General features: G+C 67.7%; 24 protein-coding genes and 1 pseudogene. 18 read left to right on the top strand and 7 right to left on the bottom strand.

What is annotated here, in order from left to right:
* Nucleotides 1-92: 92 nt before the first annotated feature.
* From H7J06_RS07985 to H7J06_RS07960, 6 genes are all read right to left on the bottom strand, one after another.
* Nucleotides 93-680, bottom strand: a complete 588-nt coding sequence (locus H7J06_RS07985) for a hypothetical protein (RefSeq protein WP_264038191.1) — start codon at nucleotides 678-680, stop codon at nucleotides 93-95.
* A 709-nt stretch (nucleotides 681-1,389) separates the two neighbouring features.
* Nucleotides 1,390-2,073, bottom strand: a complete 684-nt coding sequence (locus tag H7J06_RS07980) for a Crp/Fnr family transcriptional regulator (protein ID WP_264038190.1) — start codon at nucleotides 2,071-2,073, stop codon at nucleotides 1,390-1,392.
* 3 nt (nucleotides 2,074-2,076) lie between these two features.
* Nucleotides 2,077-3,477 (bottom strand): cytochrome P450, encoded by a 1,401-nt coding sequence (locus H7J06_RS07975; protein ID WP_264038189.1) that lies wholly within the window; start codon nucleotides 3,475-3,477, stop codon nucleotides 2,077-2,079.
* Nucleotides 3,474-4,664: an MAB_1171c family putative transporter gene (locus H7J06_RS07970; protein WP_264038188.1), complete on the bottom strand. Its 1,191-nt coding sequence runs from the start codon at nucleotides 4,662-4,664 to the stop codon at nucleotides 3,474-3,476. The genes H7J06_RS07975 and H7J06_RS07970 overlap by 4 nt, the downstream gene beginning before the upstream one ends.
* A complete protein-coding gene (locus tag H7J06_RS07965; protein WP_264038187.1) occupies nucleotides 4,661-5,170 on the bottom strand; it encodes a hypothetical protein in 510 nt (169 codons plus the stop codon). The genes H7J06_RS07970 and H7J06_RS07965 overlap by 4 nt, the downstream gene beginning before the upstream one ends.
* A gap of 5 nt (nucleotides 5,171-5,175) precedes the next feature.
* Nucleotides 5,176-5,625 (bottom strand): helix-turn-helix transcriptional regulator, encoded by a 450-nt coding sequence (locus H7J06_RS07960; RefSeq protein ID WP_046361155.1) that lies wholly within the window; start codon nucleotides 5,623-5,625, stop codon nucleotides 5,176-5,178.
* Between the two features lie 209 nt (nucleotides 5,626-5,834).
* On the opposite strand from H7J06_RS07960, the gene H7J06_RS07955 reads away from it, so the two are divergent.
* The 17 genes from H7J06_RS07955 to H7J06_RS07875 all read left to right on the top strand — a co-directional run bounded on the left by H7J06_RS07955 (nucleotide 5,835) and on the right by H7J06_RS07875 (nucleotide 16,914).
* Entirely contained in the window at nucleotides 5,835-6,107 is a 273-nt protein-coding gene (locus H7J06_RS07955; protein ID WP_076056756.1) for a hypothetical protein, read from the top strand.
* A 178-nt stretch (nucleotides 6,108-6,285) separates the two neighbouring features.
* Nucleotides 6,286-6,741, top strand: coding sequence for a Panacea domain-containing protein (locus H7J06_RS07950; RefSeq protein WP_076056754.1), 456 nt, complete (start codon nucleotides 6,286-6,288; stop codon nucleotides 6,739-6,741).
* A 93-nt stretch (nucleotides 6,742-6,834) separates the two neighbouring features.
* Nucleotides 6,835-7,167, top strand: a complete 333-nt coding sequence (locus tag H7J06_RS07945) for a hypothetical protein (RefSeq protein ID WP_264038183.1) — start codon at nucleotides 6,835-6,837, stop codon at nucleotides 7,165-7,167.
* A gap of 240 nt (nucleotides 7,168-7,407) precedes the next feature.
* Complete coding sequence (locus H7J06_RS07940) at nucleotides 7,408-7,881, top strand: ASCH domain-containing protein (protein WP_264038181.1); 474 nt, start codon at nucleotides 7,408-7,410, stop codon at nucleotides 7,879-7,881.
* Nucleotides 7,878-8,411: a hypothetical protein gene (locus H7J06_RS07935; RefSeq protein WP_264038179.1), complete on the top strand. Its 534-nt coding sequence runs from the start codon at nucleotides 7,878-7,880 to the stop codon at nucleotides 8,409-8,411. Before H7J06_RS07940 ends, H7J06_RS07935 begins: the two co-directional genes overlap by 4 nt.
* On the top strand, nucleotides 8,404-9,153 hold the full coding sequence (locus tag H7J06_RS07930) for a hypothetical protein (protein ID WP_264038178.1): 750 nt from the start codon (nucleotides 8,404-8,406) through the stop codon (nucleotides 9,151-9,153). The genes H7J06_RS07935 and H7J06_RS07930 overlap by 8 nt, the downstream gene beginning before the upstream one ends.
* Complete coding sequence (locus H7J06_RS07925; RefSeq protein ID WP_264038176.1) at nucleotides 9,140-9,421, top strand: hypothetical protein; 282 nt, start codon at nucleotides 9,140-9,142, stop codon at nucleotides 9,419-9,421. Before H7J06_RS07930 ends, H7J06_RS07925 begins: the two co-directional genes overlap by 14 nt.
* Nucleotides 9,421-10,560: a DUF5131 family protein gene (locus H7J06_RS07920; protein ID WP_264038175.1), complete on the top strand. Its 1,140-nt coding sequence runs from the start codon at nucleotides 9,421-9,423 to the stop codon at nucleotides 10,558-10,560. The genes H7J06_RS07925 and H7J06_RS07920 overlap by 1 nt, the downstream gene beginning before the upstream one ends.
* Complete coding sequence (locus H7J06_RS07915; RefSeq protein ID WP_081389634.1) at nucleotides 10,557-10,937, top strand: hypothetical protein; 381 nt, start codon at nucleotides 10,557-10,559, stop codon at nucleotides 10,935-10,937. Before H7J06_RS07920 ends, H7J06_RS07915 begins: the two co-directional genes overlap by 4 nt.
* Nucleotides 10,938-10,944: 7 nt before the next feature.
* Complete coding sequence (locus H7J06_RS07910) at nucleotides 10,945-11,847, top strand: hypothetical protein (RefSeq protein WP_264038171.1); 903 nt, start codon at nucleotides 10,945-10,947, stop codon at nucleotides 11,845-11,847.
* A gap of 13 nt (nucleotides 11,848-11,860) precedes the next feature.
* On the top strand, nucleotides 11,861-12,826 hold the full coding sequence (locus tag H7J06_RS07905; RefSeq protein ID WP_076056743.1) for an alpha/beta fold hydrolase: 966 nt from the start codon (nucleotides 11,861-11,863) through the stop codon (nucleotides 12,824-12,826).
* A complete protein-coding gene (locus H7J06_RS07900) occupies nucleotides 12,823-13,170 on the top strand; it encodes a DUF4031 domain-containing protein (RefSeq protein ID WP_076056741.1) in 348 nt (115 codons plus the stop codon). The genes H7J06_RS07905 and H7J06_RS07900 overlap by 4 nt, the downstream gene beginning before the upstream one ends.
* Nucleotides 13,167-13,565, top strand: a complete 399-nt coding sequence (locus H7J06_RS07895; RefSeq protein WP_052765064.1) for a hypothetical protein — start codon at nucleotides 13,167-13,169, stop codon at nucleotides 13,563-13,565. Before H7J06_RS07900 ends, H7J06_RS07895 begins: the two co-directional genes overlap by 4 nt.
* Before the next feature lie 128 nt (nucleotides 13,566-13,693).
* Nucleotides 13,694-13,909, top strand: a complete 216-nt coding sequence (locus H7J06_RS07890; RefSeq protein ID WP_046361149.1) for a hypothetical protein — start codon at nucleotides 13,694-13,696, stop codon at nucleotides 13,907-13,909.
* Between the two features lie 89 nt (nucleotides 13,910-13,998).
* A complete protein-coding gene (locus H7J06_RS07885; RefSeq protein WP_046361148.1) occupies nucleotides 13,999-14,217 on the top strand; it encodes a hypothetical protein in 219 nt (72 codons plus the stop codon).
* A gap of 251 nt (nucleotides 14,218-14,468) precedes the next feature.
* Nucleotides 14,469-16,634 (top strand): ADP-ribosyltransferase, encoded by a 2,166-nt coding sequence (locus H7J06_RS07880; protein ID WP_264038168.1) that lies wholly within the window; start codon nucleotides 14,469-14,471, stop codon nucleotides 16,632-16,634.
* 94 nt (nucleotides 16,635-16,728) lie between these two features.
* Complete coding sequence (locus H7J06_RS07875; RefSeq protein ID WP_264038167.1) at nucleotides 16,729-16,914, top strand: helix-turn-helix domain-containing protein; 186 nt, start codon at nucleotides 16,729-16,731, stop codon at nucleotides 16,912-16,914.
* 42 nt (nucleotides 16,915-16,956) lie between these two features.
* Here H7J06_RS07875 and H7J06_RS07870 read toward each other — a convergent pair whose 3' ends face one another.
* Nucleotides 16,957-17,340: a hypothetical protein gene (locus tag H7J06_RS07870; protein WP_046361145.1), complete on the bottom strand. Its 384-nt coding sequence runs from the start codon at nucleotides 17,338-17,340 to the stop codon at nucleotides 16,957-16,959.
* A gap of 317 nt (nucleotides 17,341-17,657) precedes the next feature.
* On the opposite strand from H7J06_RS07870, the pseudogene H7J06_RS07865 reads away from it, so the two are divergent.
* Nucleotides 17,658-18,100 (top strand): annotated as a pseudogene (locus H7J06_RS07865) (hypothetical protein); the annotation flags it as partial.

Here is an 18,100-nt window from a genome sequence, read left to right as displayed (position 1 = left end):
AAGGCCCGCTCCCGGACCTCCGGCTCGATCTTCTTCGGCATAATCGCCATCCTTCCTAACTCAGAAGGAAACGGCACAAAACTGGGGGTGATTCAGGGTGATGGTTGGAGAAGCCACCCGGTGATCTCGATTCCGGCCAGTGGTTGTGCTTCGGGGTATTCGTCTAGCTCCAGGTCATCGAGATGGATGAAGGTTTGGCGGGTTGGCGCGATGTTGTCGTGGCGCATTCGATTGATGAAGCGGACGGTTTGTATGCCGGCGCGGTCGTCGAGGCTGGCGGCGCGGGCGTCCTGGTCGATGTAGTCCCCGGCTGCTTCGCGGATGCAGGAGTGCAGGAAGTGGGTCCACTCTTCGAGGGCCGGGTTGTCGGCGACGAGGGGCAGTTCGAGGTGTGGGACGCGGGGCACGGAGCACTGGGCGAGGTCGCGGGGTTGTGTGAGGGGAAACGCGTGATTGTCGCGGGTTACGACGTAGCCCGGTGCCGGACCGATGTCGGTGGGGATGTACCAACCGGTGGCGGTGACGTTTGGCATGGGCTCCAGGTAGAGGTGCGGATGGGTGCTGAAGTGGCCGAAGACGTGCCGCTGCTCTGCGATACCGGCCCCGCTCATCTGGGCGATGAAGTCAGCGATGAGGTCAGCGGTCTGTGCGTCGAGGGGGTGCATCGTTGGGGCGGTCATCGTGTCACCTTTGCTCTTGAGGCGGGTACTGATGTGAAGAGTAGGGGGCCATGACGGGCAGTTGGGCGAAGGTGGATACCGGGAAACCCCGATTAAGCGGCGTTTGAGGTGCAGTGACGCCATGTCCCCGTTGTGGTGCAGCTATTGCGGAATCGGTTCGGCTAGCGCCGGGTGGATCGGTCACTGCGCATCTGAGGATTTGCTGATGGAATAAACTCTCTGGAGTTTTGTCGAAAAGTCGGTGGAATGGTGGCGGCTTTTCCCGGCGTGTGGGTCCCGTGGCCTCCAGGGGAGTAATAGCGACCTGGGCGGATGTCATCGGCCGGTCGGTTGTCGGGGACATGACGGTGACACGTCCCCCGCCGCATCCTCGGTTTGCGGGTGCTTGAACGCCTGGTCAGGAGTGCTTTCCGGTTCGTGACTGTGCACCGATGAATTCGTGTTCCATCCACGGGTCCGGAATACGTCCTGGTCGGAGACGGTCACCGTGTGTGGTGGGGTGTCCAGTCGCGGGGAAGCGGAAGGGGCAGCTCCGACGAGTGGCGGGGACAGCCCGGAGCAAACGGTTCGGGGAAGGTGGCGGTGATGCACGGACGCCCGGACAGGGTGTTCGTAAGTTCCTCCATCTACGGGCGTGTCGGCTTGAATGCGGCGCGAGATGGCCGTGGAAGCGTTGATCCGTAGGCGTTTCGGGCTGCCCTCGGATGGATCAGTGGCGGGCCCGACGCGCTAACTGCTCGGGGTCGACGATGAGGATGGTCTTGCCGGTGACGCGGATCCACCCGCGGTCGGCGAAGGTGGACAGGGCCTTGTTGACGGTCTCGCGTGAGGAGCCGACGAGCTGGGCGATCTCGGACTGGGTGAGGTCGTGGTCGATGCGCAGTGCGTCGCCGGCGCGGACCCCGAACCTTTGAGCCAGGTGCAGGAGTTGGCCGGCTACGCGGCCGGGGACGTCGGTGAAGATGATGTCGCACAGGACGTCGTTGGTGCGGCGTAGACGGCGGGCCAGCACACGGAGGAGTTGCTCGCCGATCTCGGGATGGGTGCGGATCCAGTGGCCGAGGGCGGCGCGGTCGACGGTGACGGCCTCGATATGGGTCAGGGTGGTCACGGTGGAGGTGCGTGGGCCGGGGTCGAAGAGGGCCAGCTCGCCGAACATGTCCGCGGGCCCCATGATGGCGATGAGGCTTTCGCGGCCGTCGGCGGTGCAACGGCCGATCTTCACCTTTCCGTCGATGATGATGTAGAGCCGGTCGCCGGGATCGCCTTCGGCGAAAATGGTGTGCCCGTCCGGGAATTGGACCGCATCGAGCTGGTCGGTGAGGGTGGCCACGGTGTCGTGGGCGAGGCCTTGGAATATGCCGGCTCGGGCCAGGACCTCGATGCCGTGCATGGTCTACCTCCGGTGTAGGCGCAGTCGTAGCGCGTCCGGCTTGAGGGTAAGGGTCTCGGAGACCTTGAGCTGGTAGCCGCGCTCGGGTTCGAGGGTGAACTGGTGCAGGACGGCGGCCAGGGTCAGCATGATCTCGTGGAGGGCGAACTGGCGGCCGATGCAGGCGCGGGCCCCGGTGCCGAAGGGCTTGTAGATGTGCGGGGGCAGGGCGCGGATGTTGTCGGGCAGGAAGCGGTCGGGGCGGAACTGATCGGCGTCGTCGCCCCAGGTGGCGGTGTCGCGGTGTGCGGCGAGTAGGAGGACGAAAACCCAGTCGCCCTTGTCGAATTGGTACTGGCCGTCGCCGATGGCGGTGGTTGTTTTGGCTTGCCGGAAGTAGCCGGGCGCGACAGGCCACAGGCGCAGCGTTTCGTCGACGATGCGGCGCAGGTAGCGCAGACGGGCTACGTCGTCGAAGGCGATGTCGGGGACGGACCGCTCGGGCCAGCGCTGGTCGATCTCGGCCTGGGCTTCGGCGGCGATGTCGGGATGGTTGGCCAGGTAGTGCAGGGCGAAGCCGATGGCGTTGGCGGAGGTTTCGCTGCCGGCGACGAGCAACGTCAGGATCTGGTTGGTGATGTTGGCGTCGTCGAGGGTCGCGCCGGTGGCGGGGTCGGCGGTGTTGAGCATGTAGTCGAGCATGTCGGCGGGGCCGGTGTGGGGGCCGGCGTTGCGGCGGTCGTTGATGATGGTGGCGATCTGCTCGCGCAGCCACTTCTTGTCCTGCTGATGCTGTTGGCGTTGGCCTTTGCCGAAGAGCTTCTCGTAGAACGGGATGGCGTCGGTGCGGCGGTTGGCGTATTTGAGCTCGCGCAGCACGGTAGTGATGAAGGGGTCGTCGCTGGTGTCGTCGAGCTTGTTGAAGGAGTGGCCGATGCCGGCGCGGGCGACGATTTCGGTGGTGAGCCTGTTGGATTCGGCGGGGACGTCGATCCAGGCGTCGGTGTCGGCGCGGCTGCTCCAGGCGTCGACCAGTTCGGCGACGGTGGCGGTCATGGTGGGGTGGTAGGACTCCATGGCGGCTTTGGTGAACGCCGGCATGAGGATGGCGTGTGCTGCGGCCCAGTTGGGTTCGTGGTTGTAGGCGGTGAAGAGGCCGTCGCCGGCGACGGGGCGCAGCTTGCGCAGCGAGTGCCCGACGTGCTTCTCCCAGCGGGTTTCGTCGTTGACGTCGTTGATGAGTCCGGTGTCGGACAGGACGATGACGGGGAAGTCGAAGATGCGTTGTTCGACGATGCCGGGGTGGTCGGTGATGTCGCGGGCCAGGCCTTGGCTGGGCTTGGCGAGGTCGATGGTGAGCAGGTCGCCGAGGATCGGCAGGCGCCATCGGGGGTGCGGCAGGGGTGTGGTCGCCGTGGGGGTCATGGGTGTTCGCTCATCTCTGGCTGTCGGGTGGCGGCGGCTTCGGCGTGTGGCCACCATCGGGCAAGGCGGAGCAGCTCGGCCGTCTCTTCGTCGAGGTTGGTGGAACGGGAGTTGAGGACGACGCTGGCGTCGATGGGTGCGGGTGTGGCGCCGGCGGCTTTGGCCTGCACGGCGCGGGCGAGCTGCAGGGCGTCGATGGCGCCTTGGCGGTGCCGGGCCGGGACGTGGGTGGTGAAGTCCTCGGCTTCGGCCGGGGGAACGTCGTGGAAGTAGGGGCGCAGCTGCAGGATGGCGTCGCGGATTTGGACGGTCGTCTGGTGCAGATCCAGGGACGTCTTGCGGCGTGAGGGGTTGGGGGCGCGCAGTTCGAATGCGGCTTCGGGTACGGCGGTGATCATGGTGTCGCGCAGCGGTTGGAGTCGGCGCCAGTGGCGGCTGGTGACGTCGTAGCCGGCGCGGGCGAATGCGGCCAGCAGGAAGGGCATGGCGGCGAGGAAGTTCGCGCCGACGGATTCGGAGAAGAAGATGAAGCCGTGCAGGGTGATTCGGTAGTCGCGGCTGTAGAGCCAGCCCAGTTCTTCGAGCGCGGCGAGGATGGGCGCCTCGATGCTGGTGATGCCGATGGACAGGCCGATCATCAGGCCGCTGGCGGCGACGAGGCGTTCCTGTCGGCGAGCGGTGGGGCGGCGTAGCTCCCGGACGCACATGGTTGTCAGCTGGACGGCGAGCACGCACAGCAGCAGTACGTAGATGGCCCAGGCCAGCACGCTGGACCAGCCGCCGTAGACCTCTAGGGTTTGGCCGGCGTTGCGGGCGGGTGTGGCGGCGACGAAGAATCCGGCGGCCAGGACGACGGCGGCGAGGCGGTGGTAGCGCTGCCGGCGGCGTGCCTCTGCGTCGGAGAGTTGGGTCCACATGGTGATGAAGCCCATGAACTCGGCGGCGGTGAAGATCATCAGCGCGAGCGAGATCTGTTGTGCCGTCGTGACGGTCATGATTCCGGCGGACGCGAGGGCGTCTTGGACGGCTTGTTCGCGGATGAGGTTGGAGGCGAGCATGAACGCCAGGGTGTGGTTGAGGTAGCGCTCCCACTGGCTGTGGTTGAAGAAGACGTAGCGCAGGCCGACGACGGCGGCCATGAATGCCAGCAGCGGCCAGGCAAGGATGGCCGGGACGGTGGCGGTCATCGTCTCCGGAGGAACACGCCGCGCATCACCGACTGCTCGTCGGACACTTCGGCGGCCGCGATCATCAGGATGTGGGCGAACATTTCGGCGTCGCGTTCTTGGTCGGAGGCGTAGTCGGTGCGGCCGAGGACGGCCTGCACAGTTTCGGGGTCGATGGCAGGTAACACCCTGCGGCACAGATCTTCTTCGCGGTCCCGGTCGGCGCCGAACGCGCGGTTGCGGCCGTGGCCGAGCATCATGTGCCCGATTTCGTGCCCCACGATGTTGAAGACGTGATAGACGTGATACGGAGACGTGCCGATCTCATGCAGGATCAGGTCGTCGTGTTCGCGGGTGAGCCACAAACCGCAGGGGCTGCCGGCCAGTGCCGCGGTGTCGGTGGGGATCAGGTGGATTGGGCGGCCGCGCTGGGCTGCGAGGTTGGCGATGAAGACATCGAGGTCCCAGGGGACAGGGATGGGTAGCTCGCGTGCCATCGCGAGCATGTCCTCATTTGAGACCGCCATAGCTTCTATTCCCCGGTTGCCTGCACGGGCGGCAGCTGCTCCAGCTGCCGCGCATGGTCGACCATAGCCCGCAGGCTGTTGAGGGCCTGTGGGGTGAGTCCGGAGGCGCGCATGGCCAGGTCGCGGACGCCGGCGTCGCGCATGGCCTGGAGGAGGTTGAGCTGGGCGTCGATGTCGGGGTCGATGCCCGGGTCGACGAGGTAGGAGGGGGCGACGCCGAAGAATTGGGCGATCGCGCGCAGGTGTGTGACTGTGGGGTTGGTCTTGACGCCGGTGCGGAGCTGCCAGAGGTAGGCGGAGCTGATGGAGACGCCGGTCTTGCGGGTGATGGCCTCGGCGGCCGCGGCGTTGGACAGTGGCGGGTCGGACGGCTTGCGCATGGTGTCGAAGAGCTTGTTGAGCTTGATCGACAGCTCGGACAGCTCAGCGCTCTCGGACGCTGCTGCTTCAGCCAATGTACTCTCGTTTCATATGCCGACCCCGAACGTGTACTGATGTTACTACAGGGTCAGTAGCTTGGTGTTTGTGCTGTTCACAGGCCTGCTGCGGCGGGGTGGCGGGACGTCGGTGGAGGGTCTGGAGCCCGTCGAATCGGGTTTTCTGACGCCTCCGTTTACGTGAGTACACGTTGCGACCGTACAAAAGTATGGCTATAAATGGCGGCATGGTCAGAAAGTCGCCTCGTCTCCTGTCTCTGACGGCGCTCGGATCTCGCCGCGACAAGCCCACCGCGACCCAGGTCGTGCAGCTGCCCACGTCGGACTCCGACATGGCTCTGGTGCGCGGCTACTCCCGCGAGCTGAAGATCGCGTGCGACGAGCTGCATGACGATCCGTTCAACCCGATCGCACGCCAGGAGCTGATCCGGCTCATCCTGCAGGACAGCAAGAGCGCCGACGCGGCCAAGGAACGCCTGTACGCGGTGCCGGGCGCGTAGTTCGCCGCCACCGTTGCCAGCGGCAGGTGGGTTGATCCCGCCGTTGCCGATGAGGCGTGCCGGCGCCCGTGGGACCCGCGGTGTTGATCGCCGCTGGGCTGTCACCGCCCCCTGCCATACTGGGCACATCCGGTTGCGTGTCCGCAACCGATCGACACCCGGAGGGAGGCGTTTGACCATGACTACGTTCCGTGCGCGCGACATTGCGCGCTGGTTCATCGCGTGGGCGGAGAACGTCGATGCCGAGGTGTCGAACCTGAAGCTGCAGAAGCTGCTCTACTACGCCCAGGGCCACCGGCTCGGCGCGACCGGTGAGCCGCTGTTCAGCGATCCGATCCAGGCCTGGGCGCACGGGCCTGTGGTCGCTGAGGTGTACCACGCGTACAAGGACTACGGGAAGAATCCGATCGACCCCGACGTCGCGCTGGGTGAGGACTTCGACTGGGACGACTTCGCCGAGGTTTCGGATCTCCTCGGGGACGTGTGGGACCGTTACGGGTCGTTGGCAGCGTGGGCGCTGCGGGAGCGCACCCATCGCGAGGCTCCGTGGAAGGACGCGTTCGACGGCGACGCGCGTCATGTCCAGATCACCAACGAGGCAATCCGGTCGTACTTTTCCGGGCGACCTCTCTGAGGCGTGTCGGACAAGAAGTCGAAGCGCCGCGGGTCGGTCCCCGATCGTCGCGCTGACCCACAGCCTCCCAGTGACACCGACGAAATAGCGCTGTTGTCAGGGCATCCCGTGTTGTGCCTGCGGCACCTGCAAGCCGGGTGGGGGGTCGGTGAGCTGACGGATGCGCAGTGCCGAGAGTTCCTCGTGAAGTGGGAGAAGCGGGCCAAGCTCACCTGGAAGGAACTCGTCCAGCATCCCAAGCACGGTCTGGGATCGGAGTTCCTGCCCAGCGGCAAGTTCAAGACGTCGGCGCCCGAGGAACTCGAGCGCGACCGGTACATGGTGTTCCGGCATGAGGGCAACCTGCCGTTCGCCGGCTTCCGTGCGGGCGACACCTTCCATGTGCTGTGGATCGAGCGCCAGTACAACGACCTCTACGACCACTAGCCCCCACTAGCCCACGTCCTCTGGCGAGGTTCGCCACCTACGTCGGCCCGTTGGGTGCGGGCCAAGTGTAGGGACGTGTCGTTGCCGCTGGTGAGGTGGTGTGATCTGCCGGGATGGCCGATCAAAACTCGCCTATACAGGAAAACGAGCCCTCAAAACTCGCAATAATCCCAGGCAGCGGGACCGTACATTAGCTAATCGCGTTGTTACGATTTGCGTCATCTCAAGGAGGTGTCGCCGATGCGTAACCGCAATCCCAAGCCCTGTCCGCCGCACTCCGGGGTCCGGGCGCTCACGGTCCAGCAGCCGTGGGCCTGGGCCATCGTGTCCGCCGGCAAGACCACCGAAAATCGGACCCAGATGTGGTCCTTTCGAGGCCCACTGCTGGTGCACGCGGGGGCTCGTTGGTCCGAGCGCGGCGATCGCTCACCGCTGATCGAGCAGGCCGCCCAGGGGCGTTCACTGGCAGGCACCTTGGAAATGTCGGCCATCATCGGTATCGCCACACTGGTCGACTGCCACCTAGACGCGGGCTGCTGCAAGCCATGGGGTGAGTCGTCCTACGTCGAGCACGGCGGCCGACAGCGCCGCCGCGTCGTCCACCTGACCCTCGAAGATGCTCGACCGCTGCCGGAGCCGATCCCGTGCCGCGGGGCGCAAGGGCTATGGGTACCGCCAGCAGACATCGTGGAGCGCTGCGGAGTGACGCTGTGAGCGCCGGCGTGGACGTCGAGGCGCACCGAGCCGCGGTGCGCAGCGGTCTGGCGTGGCTCTACGACACCGAGCAACCCGAGAGGGCGATCCTGCAACATCACGGCGAAAGCCTTGTCTCCCAGGGCAACCGCAATGTGCGGTTCATTCCGTCCGGGTGGGCCGGACGGGTCGTAATCGTCGTCGACGTCACCAAGGTCGAATACGGGACAGACCCCCGGGCCCGCGGTCCGCTCAATCCGCTCGCCGCGGGGGAACTGGACGCCTTCACCGGGCTGCTGGCTGACCTCGCCCGCACCGTGGTGCACACCTGGAACGGTCACCCGGCCGCGACCGGAAGCCTGGCGCTGGCTGAGCCGGCGCACCCGTCGCTGCAAGCTGCGGTCTCGCGCTACCTCGCGGGCTGCCCCCGTCATCACACGACGCTGTGCCGGTGTGGCTGGTACGGCGAGGGCAACCGCCACGTCATCGGTGCGCGCGCCGTGCACCACCAACTCCAATCAGGCGCTGCCGCAGGAGATGTGCATGAGTGACCCACGTGGGCTGGGAGGGGAAACGGTGACCGGCGCGAACGCGATGTCGTTGTCAGACAGGTTCGGTGTCGGGCCCGGTCGCCACCGCCGCCACGCCGTGGACCTGCTGGAGGCGCTGCCGGCGATCGACGCCGGTGCGCGCGCCGGGCATACCGCAGGTGATGTCGCGGTGTTCGGGGTGTGCGGGGAACGGGTCACGTTGGCGCGTAAGTGGGGCCGGTTCGAGTACGGCAACCCGCACCTGAACTCGCGTCGCTGCGAGCGGTGCGGATGGATCGTGGCCCTGCACCACCACAGCATCGAGCACGAGATCGACTACTACCGAGCCGATCCCACCGACCGCGCATTGATCAGCAGCGGCGGGCACGATCCCGAGCTGCTGCCCAAGGTCCTTCGGGCTGTCCTGGCCTGGCATCAAGGCGAGGGCCTCGACCGGCCGGGGGCGGGGCTGGTCTCCGATCTGCTGGCCCACATCTGCCGGCATCGCCCCATCGGGGTCATCTGCGCCGGCTGCTGGGACGGCGGCATTGAGGAGGCGCACGGCCCAGGGGTGACGGTGTGCCCGCAGTCGGTCGTGGCGTGCTGGTCGTGCACCTTCGTCGCCGGGGCGTGGGCCGGCGAGCACGAAGACACGATCGGGTCCGCAGAGTGCGTGGTCGCTGCGCCGTGCTCGGTGCTCACTGCGGTCGCAACCCACCACCACATCCCCATTGCCGCAGGAGGGTTCGATGAACGACGTTGAACTCAAAACCGCGAAAGAGGGCGACGGCGAGATCACGACGAGCGGTGTGGTTGGTGTGCTGGCGTTCATCGCCCACCGGCGCCGCCAGGCCAGCTGCAGCTGCGGGTGGAGTGGCCCAGTGCGCTGGCTGCTGCCGCGCACGTCCGCGGTGGACGCCCTGACCCACGCCGGGAACCGCGGATGCACCCCGGCGGTGCCGCTGGTGGCGCGCGTCGCCCCCGTCGCCAGCGGCCTCACCGCGGGTGTCGCGGGCGAAGGAGAGCGCTGATGGGTGCCCGGAGCAAGATCGAATGGACCGACTCGACGTGGCCGGTGGTCACAGGATGCACCCCAGTATCCGAAGGGTGTGATCATTGCTACGCCGCCACCCACGCCCACCGCTTCACCGGTACCAAGGCGTGGCCCAACGGATTTGACGTCACCCTGTGGCCCGATCGGCTTGACCAGCCGATGCGGTGGCGCGCGCCGCGCAAGGTGTTCGTCTGCTCCACCGGGGACCTGTTCCACGACAAGGTGCCCGACGAGTACATCGCCGAGGTGTTCGCGGTGATGCAGAGCTGCGCCACCCACACGTTCCAAGTGCTGACCAAGCGGCACGCCCGGATGCGGTCCCTGCTCAGGAGCCAGAAGTTCTGGTCGGCGGTCACCCTGTTCGGTGAGGACGTGATGGCCCGGCGGCCCTCGCGTGCACAGTTCTGGCCCAATCACGGCCAGCAGCACGGGTTTCTGCCGAACGTGTGGCTCGGTGTCAGCGTCGAGAATCAGTACTGGGCGAACCGTCGGATCCCGGCGCTCTTGGGCACCCCCGCCGCCATCCGCTACCTGTCGATGGAACCGCTGCTCGAATACGTCGACCTGCGCCAGGCGTTCCGCAACTGGACGCCGCCGCAGAATCATCCGGCCTGGGATGGCAGCCGTCTTCGGGTGCGCGAAGTGCTGCACTGGGTCATCGCGGGCGGCGAGTCCGGACCGAACGCGCGGCCCATGCATCCGGACTGGGCCCGAGCGGTACGCGATCAATGCGTGCAGGCCGAGGTCGCGTTCCACTTCAAGCAGTACGGCGAGTACCGGCCGGTCCCGGTCGTCGACGACGACAGCTTCGCCCTGGGCCGGGCCTACGACCACCCCGCCGGCGGCCGGATGTCGCCGGCGATGCGGGTCCCCGCACCGGGCGCATCCGGGATGCGCGGAGCGCAGACGCGGCTGCTGAAACCCGGGGAGCGGACCACCAACACGGTGCTGCTGGACCGCGACACCATCGCGGTACGGGTCGGCAAGCGCCGCGCCGGACGCGACCTGGACGGGCGGACCTGGGACCAGTACCCGCCCGCGGCGACGGAAACGGCCGCGCGCGCCGGTACTAGCCCAGTAGAAGCCATCGCAGCCAGCCAGGGAGGACCGTCATGACAACCGACACCATCACCAACGTCGAGCGCAGCGCTCAGGGGCTGTACTACCAGGCCGAGCCGATGACACCGGTGGCCATGACGGTCGGGCAGCGGGTCCGACTCGACGCCGAACGGCAGTGGTGGTCGGTACGCGGGGCAGCGGGAGAAGTCGTCGTGGTTCTCACCCGGCAGGCGCCGTTCCAGCGCCGCGGCGCCTTGGAGTACACCGTGATCGATTGGCGGTCAGGGGTCCGCGGCCCGGTCAACGTCATCGGGCAGGGCTGGGGTGTCGACACCGACGAGCAGTGCCAGGAGCTGGCCGAGCTGGTCCGGGACGAGAGATGGCTTGTGTCGATGCGCAATTGGCGTCCGATCGACGTGACTGACGTGAGGTGAGACGGCGATGGCGGCGAAACGCGACACCTCGACGATGACGGCCGGCGAGCTGCTGGGCCGTCTTCGGCGCCACTACATCGAACCGTCTCGGCAGCTCCCCGGCGGCATCTTCGTTCCCGAGGTCGGGATGAACGGCGGCTACGGTGCGGGGCGACGCTGCGACGCCATCTACGTCGGGTTCACCACCACCAGCGGCCGCCAGCTGATCGGTCACGAGATCAAGGTGTCGCGCTCGGACTGGGTGGCCGAGCTGGGACGCAAGAACGGCAAGGCTGACGCGTGGGCCGATCAATGCCACCAGTGGTGGCTGGTGGTCTCCGATCCAGACATCGTGCGCCCCGGGGAACTGCCCGACAACTGGGGCTTGATGTCGCCTGGGCGGTCGGTGACCCGGATGGCCATCCATCAGCCGGCCGCAGCCAAGACCGACCACCACCCGGACTGGGATGCGGTGCGGTCGGTGTTCGCCCGCTACGACACCCTGCGCGCGGAGGCGGTGGACGCCGAGAAGCGGGCTGTGCGGGTCATCGAGCAGCAGAAGGCGCGCGAGGAAGCCGATGCACGGGTGGCGCGGCGCATCGCCGAGCTGCCGGATGTCAGTGAGTTGGAGCGGCAGCTGCAGCTGGTGCACGAGGCGCTGGGGGCGCCCATTGACTGGAAGTCAGGGGACCGGCCGCCTCGGCCCGGGGCGATCGGGCTGCAGGCGTTGCGTGAGATTGCCGCCCTGGTGGCCGCGTACGGAAGCGTGGCCCGCGTGGCGCACCGCATCACCGAGGGGTTCGCCAACCCGGTCGCCTCGGCGCAGAAGGCCGTCGACGACCTTGCCGGCGCTCTGGCCGCGGTCCACTCCGCCGGAAAGCAGGCGTCGGAAAACCATTGCAGCGCAGCACCGGTCAGAGCGTCGGCATAGGGAGGTCAGGGTCATGAACACAGAAGTGGCGAGAGCGCGGCGATGCCGCGAGGTCGCAGTGGCCATGGACGACGGCGTGAGCCTGTCGGTGCGCGACATCGGTGGCCGCGACGCCGAGCACACCGTGGTGTTCGTGCACGGACTGTGCTTGTCGCAGGTGTGCTGGGCACGCCAGATCGACGCGTTGGTGGATCGCTTCGGCACCGCGGTGCGGGTCATCAGCTATGACCATCGTGGGCACGGTCGGTCTGGGCAGGCGCCGATGTGCACCTATCGCATTGAGCGGCTGGCGGAGGACCTCGCGCAGGTGATGGCAGTGATGCAGGTCAATGGGCCGGTGACGCTGGTCGGGCATTCGATGGGCGGGATGACCTCGCTGGCCTACCTGGGATTGGCGGCGCATCGCCGGCCGGTCGAACCGGCGGGGCTGGTGCTGCTGGCGACCGCGGCCGGCAAGCTGCGGCAACGGGGCATGGGGCGGCTGCTGGGGACACCGGCGACCACGGCGCTGTTCGGGGTCGTCGACCGGGCCCCGGAGCAGGCGGTCAAAGCACTGACTGGTCCGCTGTGCGCGACCCTGGGCCGGTGGCGGCGCGGCGCAGCATCGGCGGTGACGGTCGCCGCGGTCGCAGCTGACGCGCTCGCGGCGGTGTCGGTGGCCACCGCGGTTGGTTTCCTGCCGGCGTTGCGGGACTACGACCAGTACCCCACGCTGGCCACGATCCGGGCCCGCACCGTGGTGGTCTCCGGCGGAGCTGATCCCATGACCCCGGCCATCCACGCCCGGGACCTGGCCGCGGGGATCCCCGGGGCGGAGCATGTGCACGTGCCCGGTGCCGGGCACATGCTGCCTCAGGAGGCGGCTGCTGTTGTGCACCAGGCCATCCGGCGCGTCATCGGCATTGACGCCGCGCTGCGCCCTGATGTCGAGACCATCGCCGTCGAGCCCGGGCCGGTGCTGGCGGGGGTGGCGTCGTGACCGTCTACGTCGACGATGCGCGGATCCCGGCGCGCGTGGGCCGCTTGAGTAGCACCTGGTCGCACCTGTTCGCCGACACCCAAGACGAGCTGCACCAGTTCGCGTCCCGGCTGGGGTTGCGGCGCAGCTGGTTTCAGGACCCCACCAAGACAGGGAAGCCGTTCAAGGCGAAGCCGGGTAGCCGGGCCGCGCAGAACTGGCACTACGACGTAACCGAAGGGAAGCGTCGGCAGGCGGTGGCCCTCGGCGCGGTCGAGGTGAGCAGCCGTGAGGCTGTCGCCATCATTGACGCGCGCCACCGTGCCGCAGTGGAATCCGCTCCAGCGCAGGGAGAGTCCGCATGAACGACGGTGGTGCTGCGTTCGAGGCGTGGCGCGATGGTCTGCTCTCCCCGCGGGCGATCACCGCCGCACTGGACATCCGCGCGCTCTACGGGCCCGAGGTGGACCGCGCGTGCGGAGTGGAAGAGCCCGCGGTCGATCAGTGGGAAGCAGCGCAGCTGTATCCGAGTTGGGAGCAGGTCGAGGCGCTGGCGCGGCTGACCGGGTTCGGGGTGCAGTTCTTCACCCGCGCCTACGACGGCGAGATCACCGGCGGATTCCTGTGCCAGCGCAGCGGGCGTGGCCGCGGCTGTCACCCCCTGGCGAAGGTGCGCGGGCCGCGTGAGTTCCCCCAAGAGGTGGTCGCGGCGACTCCGGGGACACGCTGGCACGTCATCGCCCTCAGTGACCAGCCATGACGGCACGTCCCCATGGTGGGCGTCGGTCGCGCTGACTACGCTGGCCACCCACTGCCCGGTCGCGACACCCCACGCACGGCAACCGCAACTCTGCTGCGAGACAACCAGATCCAGGATTGAGGAACCCTATGTCGTCGTTCGATTCCCTGTTCACCGATGGGCAAGCCAGCCCCGTGCTCATGGTGGCGCTCGGCGCAGTAGCGGTGCTCGTCGCGCTATCGCTGCTGCGGCTGCTGCGCCGGATCCGCCGCATGATCTGGACTGCGGCAGTATTGGCCGCGGCCGGCAGCGCGGGCGCCGGCGGCGGCTGGGCCGTCCTGGACGGACTCACTACATGGCACTGACAGTCGAGGGGACAGCGATGAGCGGGGCAATGCCCAGCGGACGACATAGCAGCGACGAACGTTTTCTCAGCCAGCTACAAGAGGTCAGGGTGCTCGTCCGCGAACTCGCCGACGACGCGACCTACCGCGGCCGGCGCGCACGCTTTGACACCCTGACCGGCACCATCGACGGCCTGGCCGCAGCGGCCGTAGACAGTCAACAGGGCTCGCCTAACCGGCCGGCGATGCAGCTCGTACTGATCGACGACTTCGGTCAAACCCACCGGGTGGACTTCGGCGCTCACGACTACGTGACGCTGCTCGACTGAAGAGCCCTTGTAGTGAATCGCCCCTGGGCCGGGCGGGCCTTGAGAAAGGGACGTGCCATCGGGCCTGGTCACGGCGTATCCGACCTGCTCGGCCTGCCTGATGCCGCCTCGGCTGAAGCAGCCAAGGGACATGTCGTCGGCACTGGTCAGAGGGCTGTCGGCATCGAATTCTGATCGACGGTGACGGAAACCGCGTCGCCCGCCGGTACTTCCTGGGTGTACCTGCCAAAGACACCCGAAGGAGGCGCGCGGTGTGCCGATCGACGAAGCATGGTGGCCGGCGCTGCCCAGGCTGCGGAAGCTACGGCGCCGCGGCCAAGGCCAACGGCAATCGCCGCCTGGGCCGGCTGGCCCGCAAGAAGGTGGTCGACCACCTGACCGAGCAAGGCCTGGTGGCCACCGCGAAGGCCATCCTGGCTGCGCCGCCCAGCGTGCTGCCGGAGTTCATGAAGGCGATGGGGATCGAGGAGTCGGTGCTCGGGGACACCCCGCTGCCCAGCACCCACTCCAACCCGCCGTCGGCCGGCCTGTTGATCGCCGCGGCAAAGGCCGAGCAGGCCGCGCTGGCCGGGCCCCAGATCTCCCCGGAGGAACAGGCCCTGGAAGACGCGCAGGAGGCTCTGGCCGCGGCCGAGAAGGCCGCCGATGACGCCCGCAAGGCCGTGCAGCGCGCCCAGTCCCGCAAGCGCAAGCTCGTCAAGGAGATGGGTTCGGCCGACGGTGATGAGTTGTCGGCCGAGCAGCTCGCCGAGCTGGCCGCAGCCGGCGAGGAGATCGATGCGGCCAAGGCGGCCTACGAGCAGGCCAAGCTCGCCATCCCGGCTGCCGCCGATGACGTGGTGGCCGCCAAGTATGGGGTTGCCACCACGCTGCCCGACGAGGAACGAGACGCGTACTGCGCCAACCTCAGCAGCGAGGACGTCGAGGCGCTGGCCCGGTCGCTGAACCGGTCGGTGGCCGCAGAGGCGGCTGGGGCGCTCGACGCTGGGCCGCAGCCCTCGCTGATCGCCGGCGCGGTGCGTGACACCTCGGTGTACACCCCGGGCAAGTTCCTCATGGAGACCGGCTCAGGGGCGGTCGAGGTCGAAGGGCGGCTGCTCGACGGCGGCACCGCGATCCACCGCCGCGGATCGGGGGACTTCCTGATCCTGCAGAAGCGCGACGGGGTGTACCACGGTGTCGCCGCGGCCGGCGGCAAGTCCGCGGCGCTGAACAAAGCCAACCGCATACCGATGCTCGACGAGCTGCCGGCGCTGCACGAGGGGGCCAGTGACACCGAAGCCCAGGCCCATCACATCAAGTCTCAGGTGCTGATGCAGCTGGCAGGCCAAGCCGCAGAACACCATTGGAACACCGAGCAGCATCAGGGATTCCTCGACGACAAGATGGGCGAGGCCCGCGACAAGCTCGTCGACGCCGTGGGCGCCGGCCCGGTCCGCGCAGACATCTACGACGCGACCAAGCGGCACAAGAAGCTGGTGCGCGAAAAGGCGGCCGTGGCCGCGGGCGAGGCGGCGCGCGCCGAGGCCCTGGCTGCAGGCAAGGGAGCTGCCGCCGCGGCCGAGGCCTACGCGGCCGCCCATCGCCGCGCGCTGGGCACACCCACCCGCGGCGGCGGGGTCATCCCGCACTTCGATCACAAGATCCCGCCGGACAGTCTCGGTGAAGAGAAGCACAAATCGTTGTGGCGCAGCGGTATCCGCGCCTGGGGCAAGGAAACCGCAGACGACTACTCGGTCATCGCCCAGCGCGCCGGCAACCTCAAGGCGTGGGGATTCTCCACGAGCGGGCCGGGTGTGAAGACATCGAGCATCAGCGAGCTCACATCGGCGAACTCCGCATTCGTGCAGAAGTCCCTCGACGGCAAGGAGCGCTCGGCGCTGACCACCTACACCGGGGGCAGCTACACCGCGATCAATGCCGCCATCTGCGGGCGTGACGGCGCCAAGCCGTCAGGCTCGATCAAGACGGTGGTCTCGGGTATCGAGTCGGCGTTCGACAAGTTCCGTGAGCACAACCCGAACATGAACCCGATGACGGTCGTGCGCGGCACCCGGGTGCCCAGTGGGTGGAAGGGGACGCCAGGGGAGTACATCGACGCGGTGTTCAGCGTCGGTGCGCGCATGGAGGTCGGGAAGGTGACCAGTACGACGACCAAGCAGTCCACGGCGTCGGCGTTCGCCGGGCATCCGCCGTACTACATGGTGGTGCGCACCCGAGAAGGGCTTCCGGTCAAGAGCATCTCGAACTTCTCCGGGGAGGACGAGGTGATCCTGCCGATGGGGTCGCACCTGCGGTGCGTGCACGTCGAGCACAACGGCATCGCAGGAAAGCCGACGGTGTACCTGGTTGGTGAGGACCTGGTGGCCGAGGCTGAAGACACCCATGCCGGCGGTGGTTGGAAGAAGGCAAGCTGATGATGACGGCGCTATCACCGGCACCAGGTGTGAGCTGGGGCAATAGCATGTCCCCCAGGTGCTGGCGGGCGGGTGTTCACGGGAAGGGACGGACATGGCGGCGTTGACCAGAGCGCAGATCGACGAGATCCAGCAGCGACTGGATGAGGGGATGACTCCGGAGGCGGTTGCCGATTCGATCGGGCGGCTGGCCGATCTCGACGAACTCGAGGTCGTGGTGATCAGGTCGATGGCCTATGACCTGCTCAATGGCGAGCCGGTGCGCGCCTCGGACGACTAATAGCGTCCCGTCGGGTGGGGGTGGACGTGTCGTCGTCGCTGGTCAGAAGGCGTGGGGTGATCGGTTGACCCGCCAGAAGCCCGGATCCAGGCGGTGGGCGATCGTGGCGAGGTCCTCGACGAAGGAGTCGGCGGCAGGCCCTTCCACCCGGATCGTCAGGTAGTCGTTGCCTCCGCGGATGGAGGTGGTGGCGGCGTCCGGTGCCGGCGTCCACGCCGCGGCGGTCAGGGCGTTGATTCGGGCCAGCTCGTCATCGGTCTCGGGGTCACCGGTTGCGACCGAGAGGTAGCGCACCCCGTGGGTCAGGTCCTCGGCTTCGGCGAGCAGTGAGGCCACGGCCAGCTGTTCGAGGAGGCCGGCGCCCTCGCCGGCAGGGAAGGCGCCGTCGCTGTCGGAGATTGGTGCGCTGCGAGGGTCATCGGTCATCGGGGATCTCCCTCCAGGGTCGGCACGGCGTTAGCTCGATCCTGCCTGCTGGCGCCGCGGCGGTGGGCGCGCCGCGCCGGGTGACACATGCACTTTCCGCCATACCGGTTGCGGACTATTGAGAAGTGCAGATACAGGCTTACTAGCAGCTCTGACAGGCCCGTATGAGCAATTATGGCACTGATCGAGGCGAATCAAAACTTACCAAGGGTGGTGAACTTCCCGAATGTGGGTTAGTCTGGCCATGCCAAAGACACCTTCACCGGAAGGGAAGCCATGATTCGTCGTATTCCCCGAGCGATTGCAGGGGCCATCTGATGTGCCGCTCGCTCAAGAACGGTCAGCGTCGCCGCTGCCCCAGTTGCACAAGCTATCCCGCCGCGGCCCGAGCCAACGGCAACCGCCGGCAGGGCCGCCTGGCCCGCCGCAAGGTCGTCGATCACCTCGAAAGCCTCGGCCTGGTCGAGACCGCCGCCGCAGTCCTCGCAGCGCCACCGAGCGTCCTGGCCACCTTCATGGCCGCCACCGACATCGACCCGGCCATCCTGGGCGAGGTTCCCATGCCGGGCGCCGGACCTAACGGCGCTGATGTCACCGCCCTGGTCGAGAAGGCCACATCCGAACGCGCACAACAGAAGCGACGCGTTGTCGTCTCCGTGGCCGCGGCAACCGCGTCCGTCAGCGCCGCGTCGCAGCCGCGTCCCGTGCCGGCCGCCGCGACCACAGCGCCGCCGGTGCATGCCGGCGCCGCTGCCCGACT

The organism is Mycolicibacterium hodleri (genome assembly GCF_025822245.1).
Taxonomy (GTDB): domain Bacteria; phylum Actinomycetota; class Actinomycetes; order Mycobacteriales; family Mycobacteriaceae; genus Mycobacterium; species Mycobacterium hodleri.
Note: the sequence above shows the minus strand (reverse complement) of the source record. Positions and strands in the feature narration are given on the sequence as shown.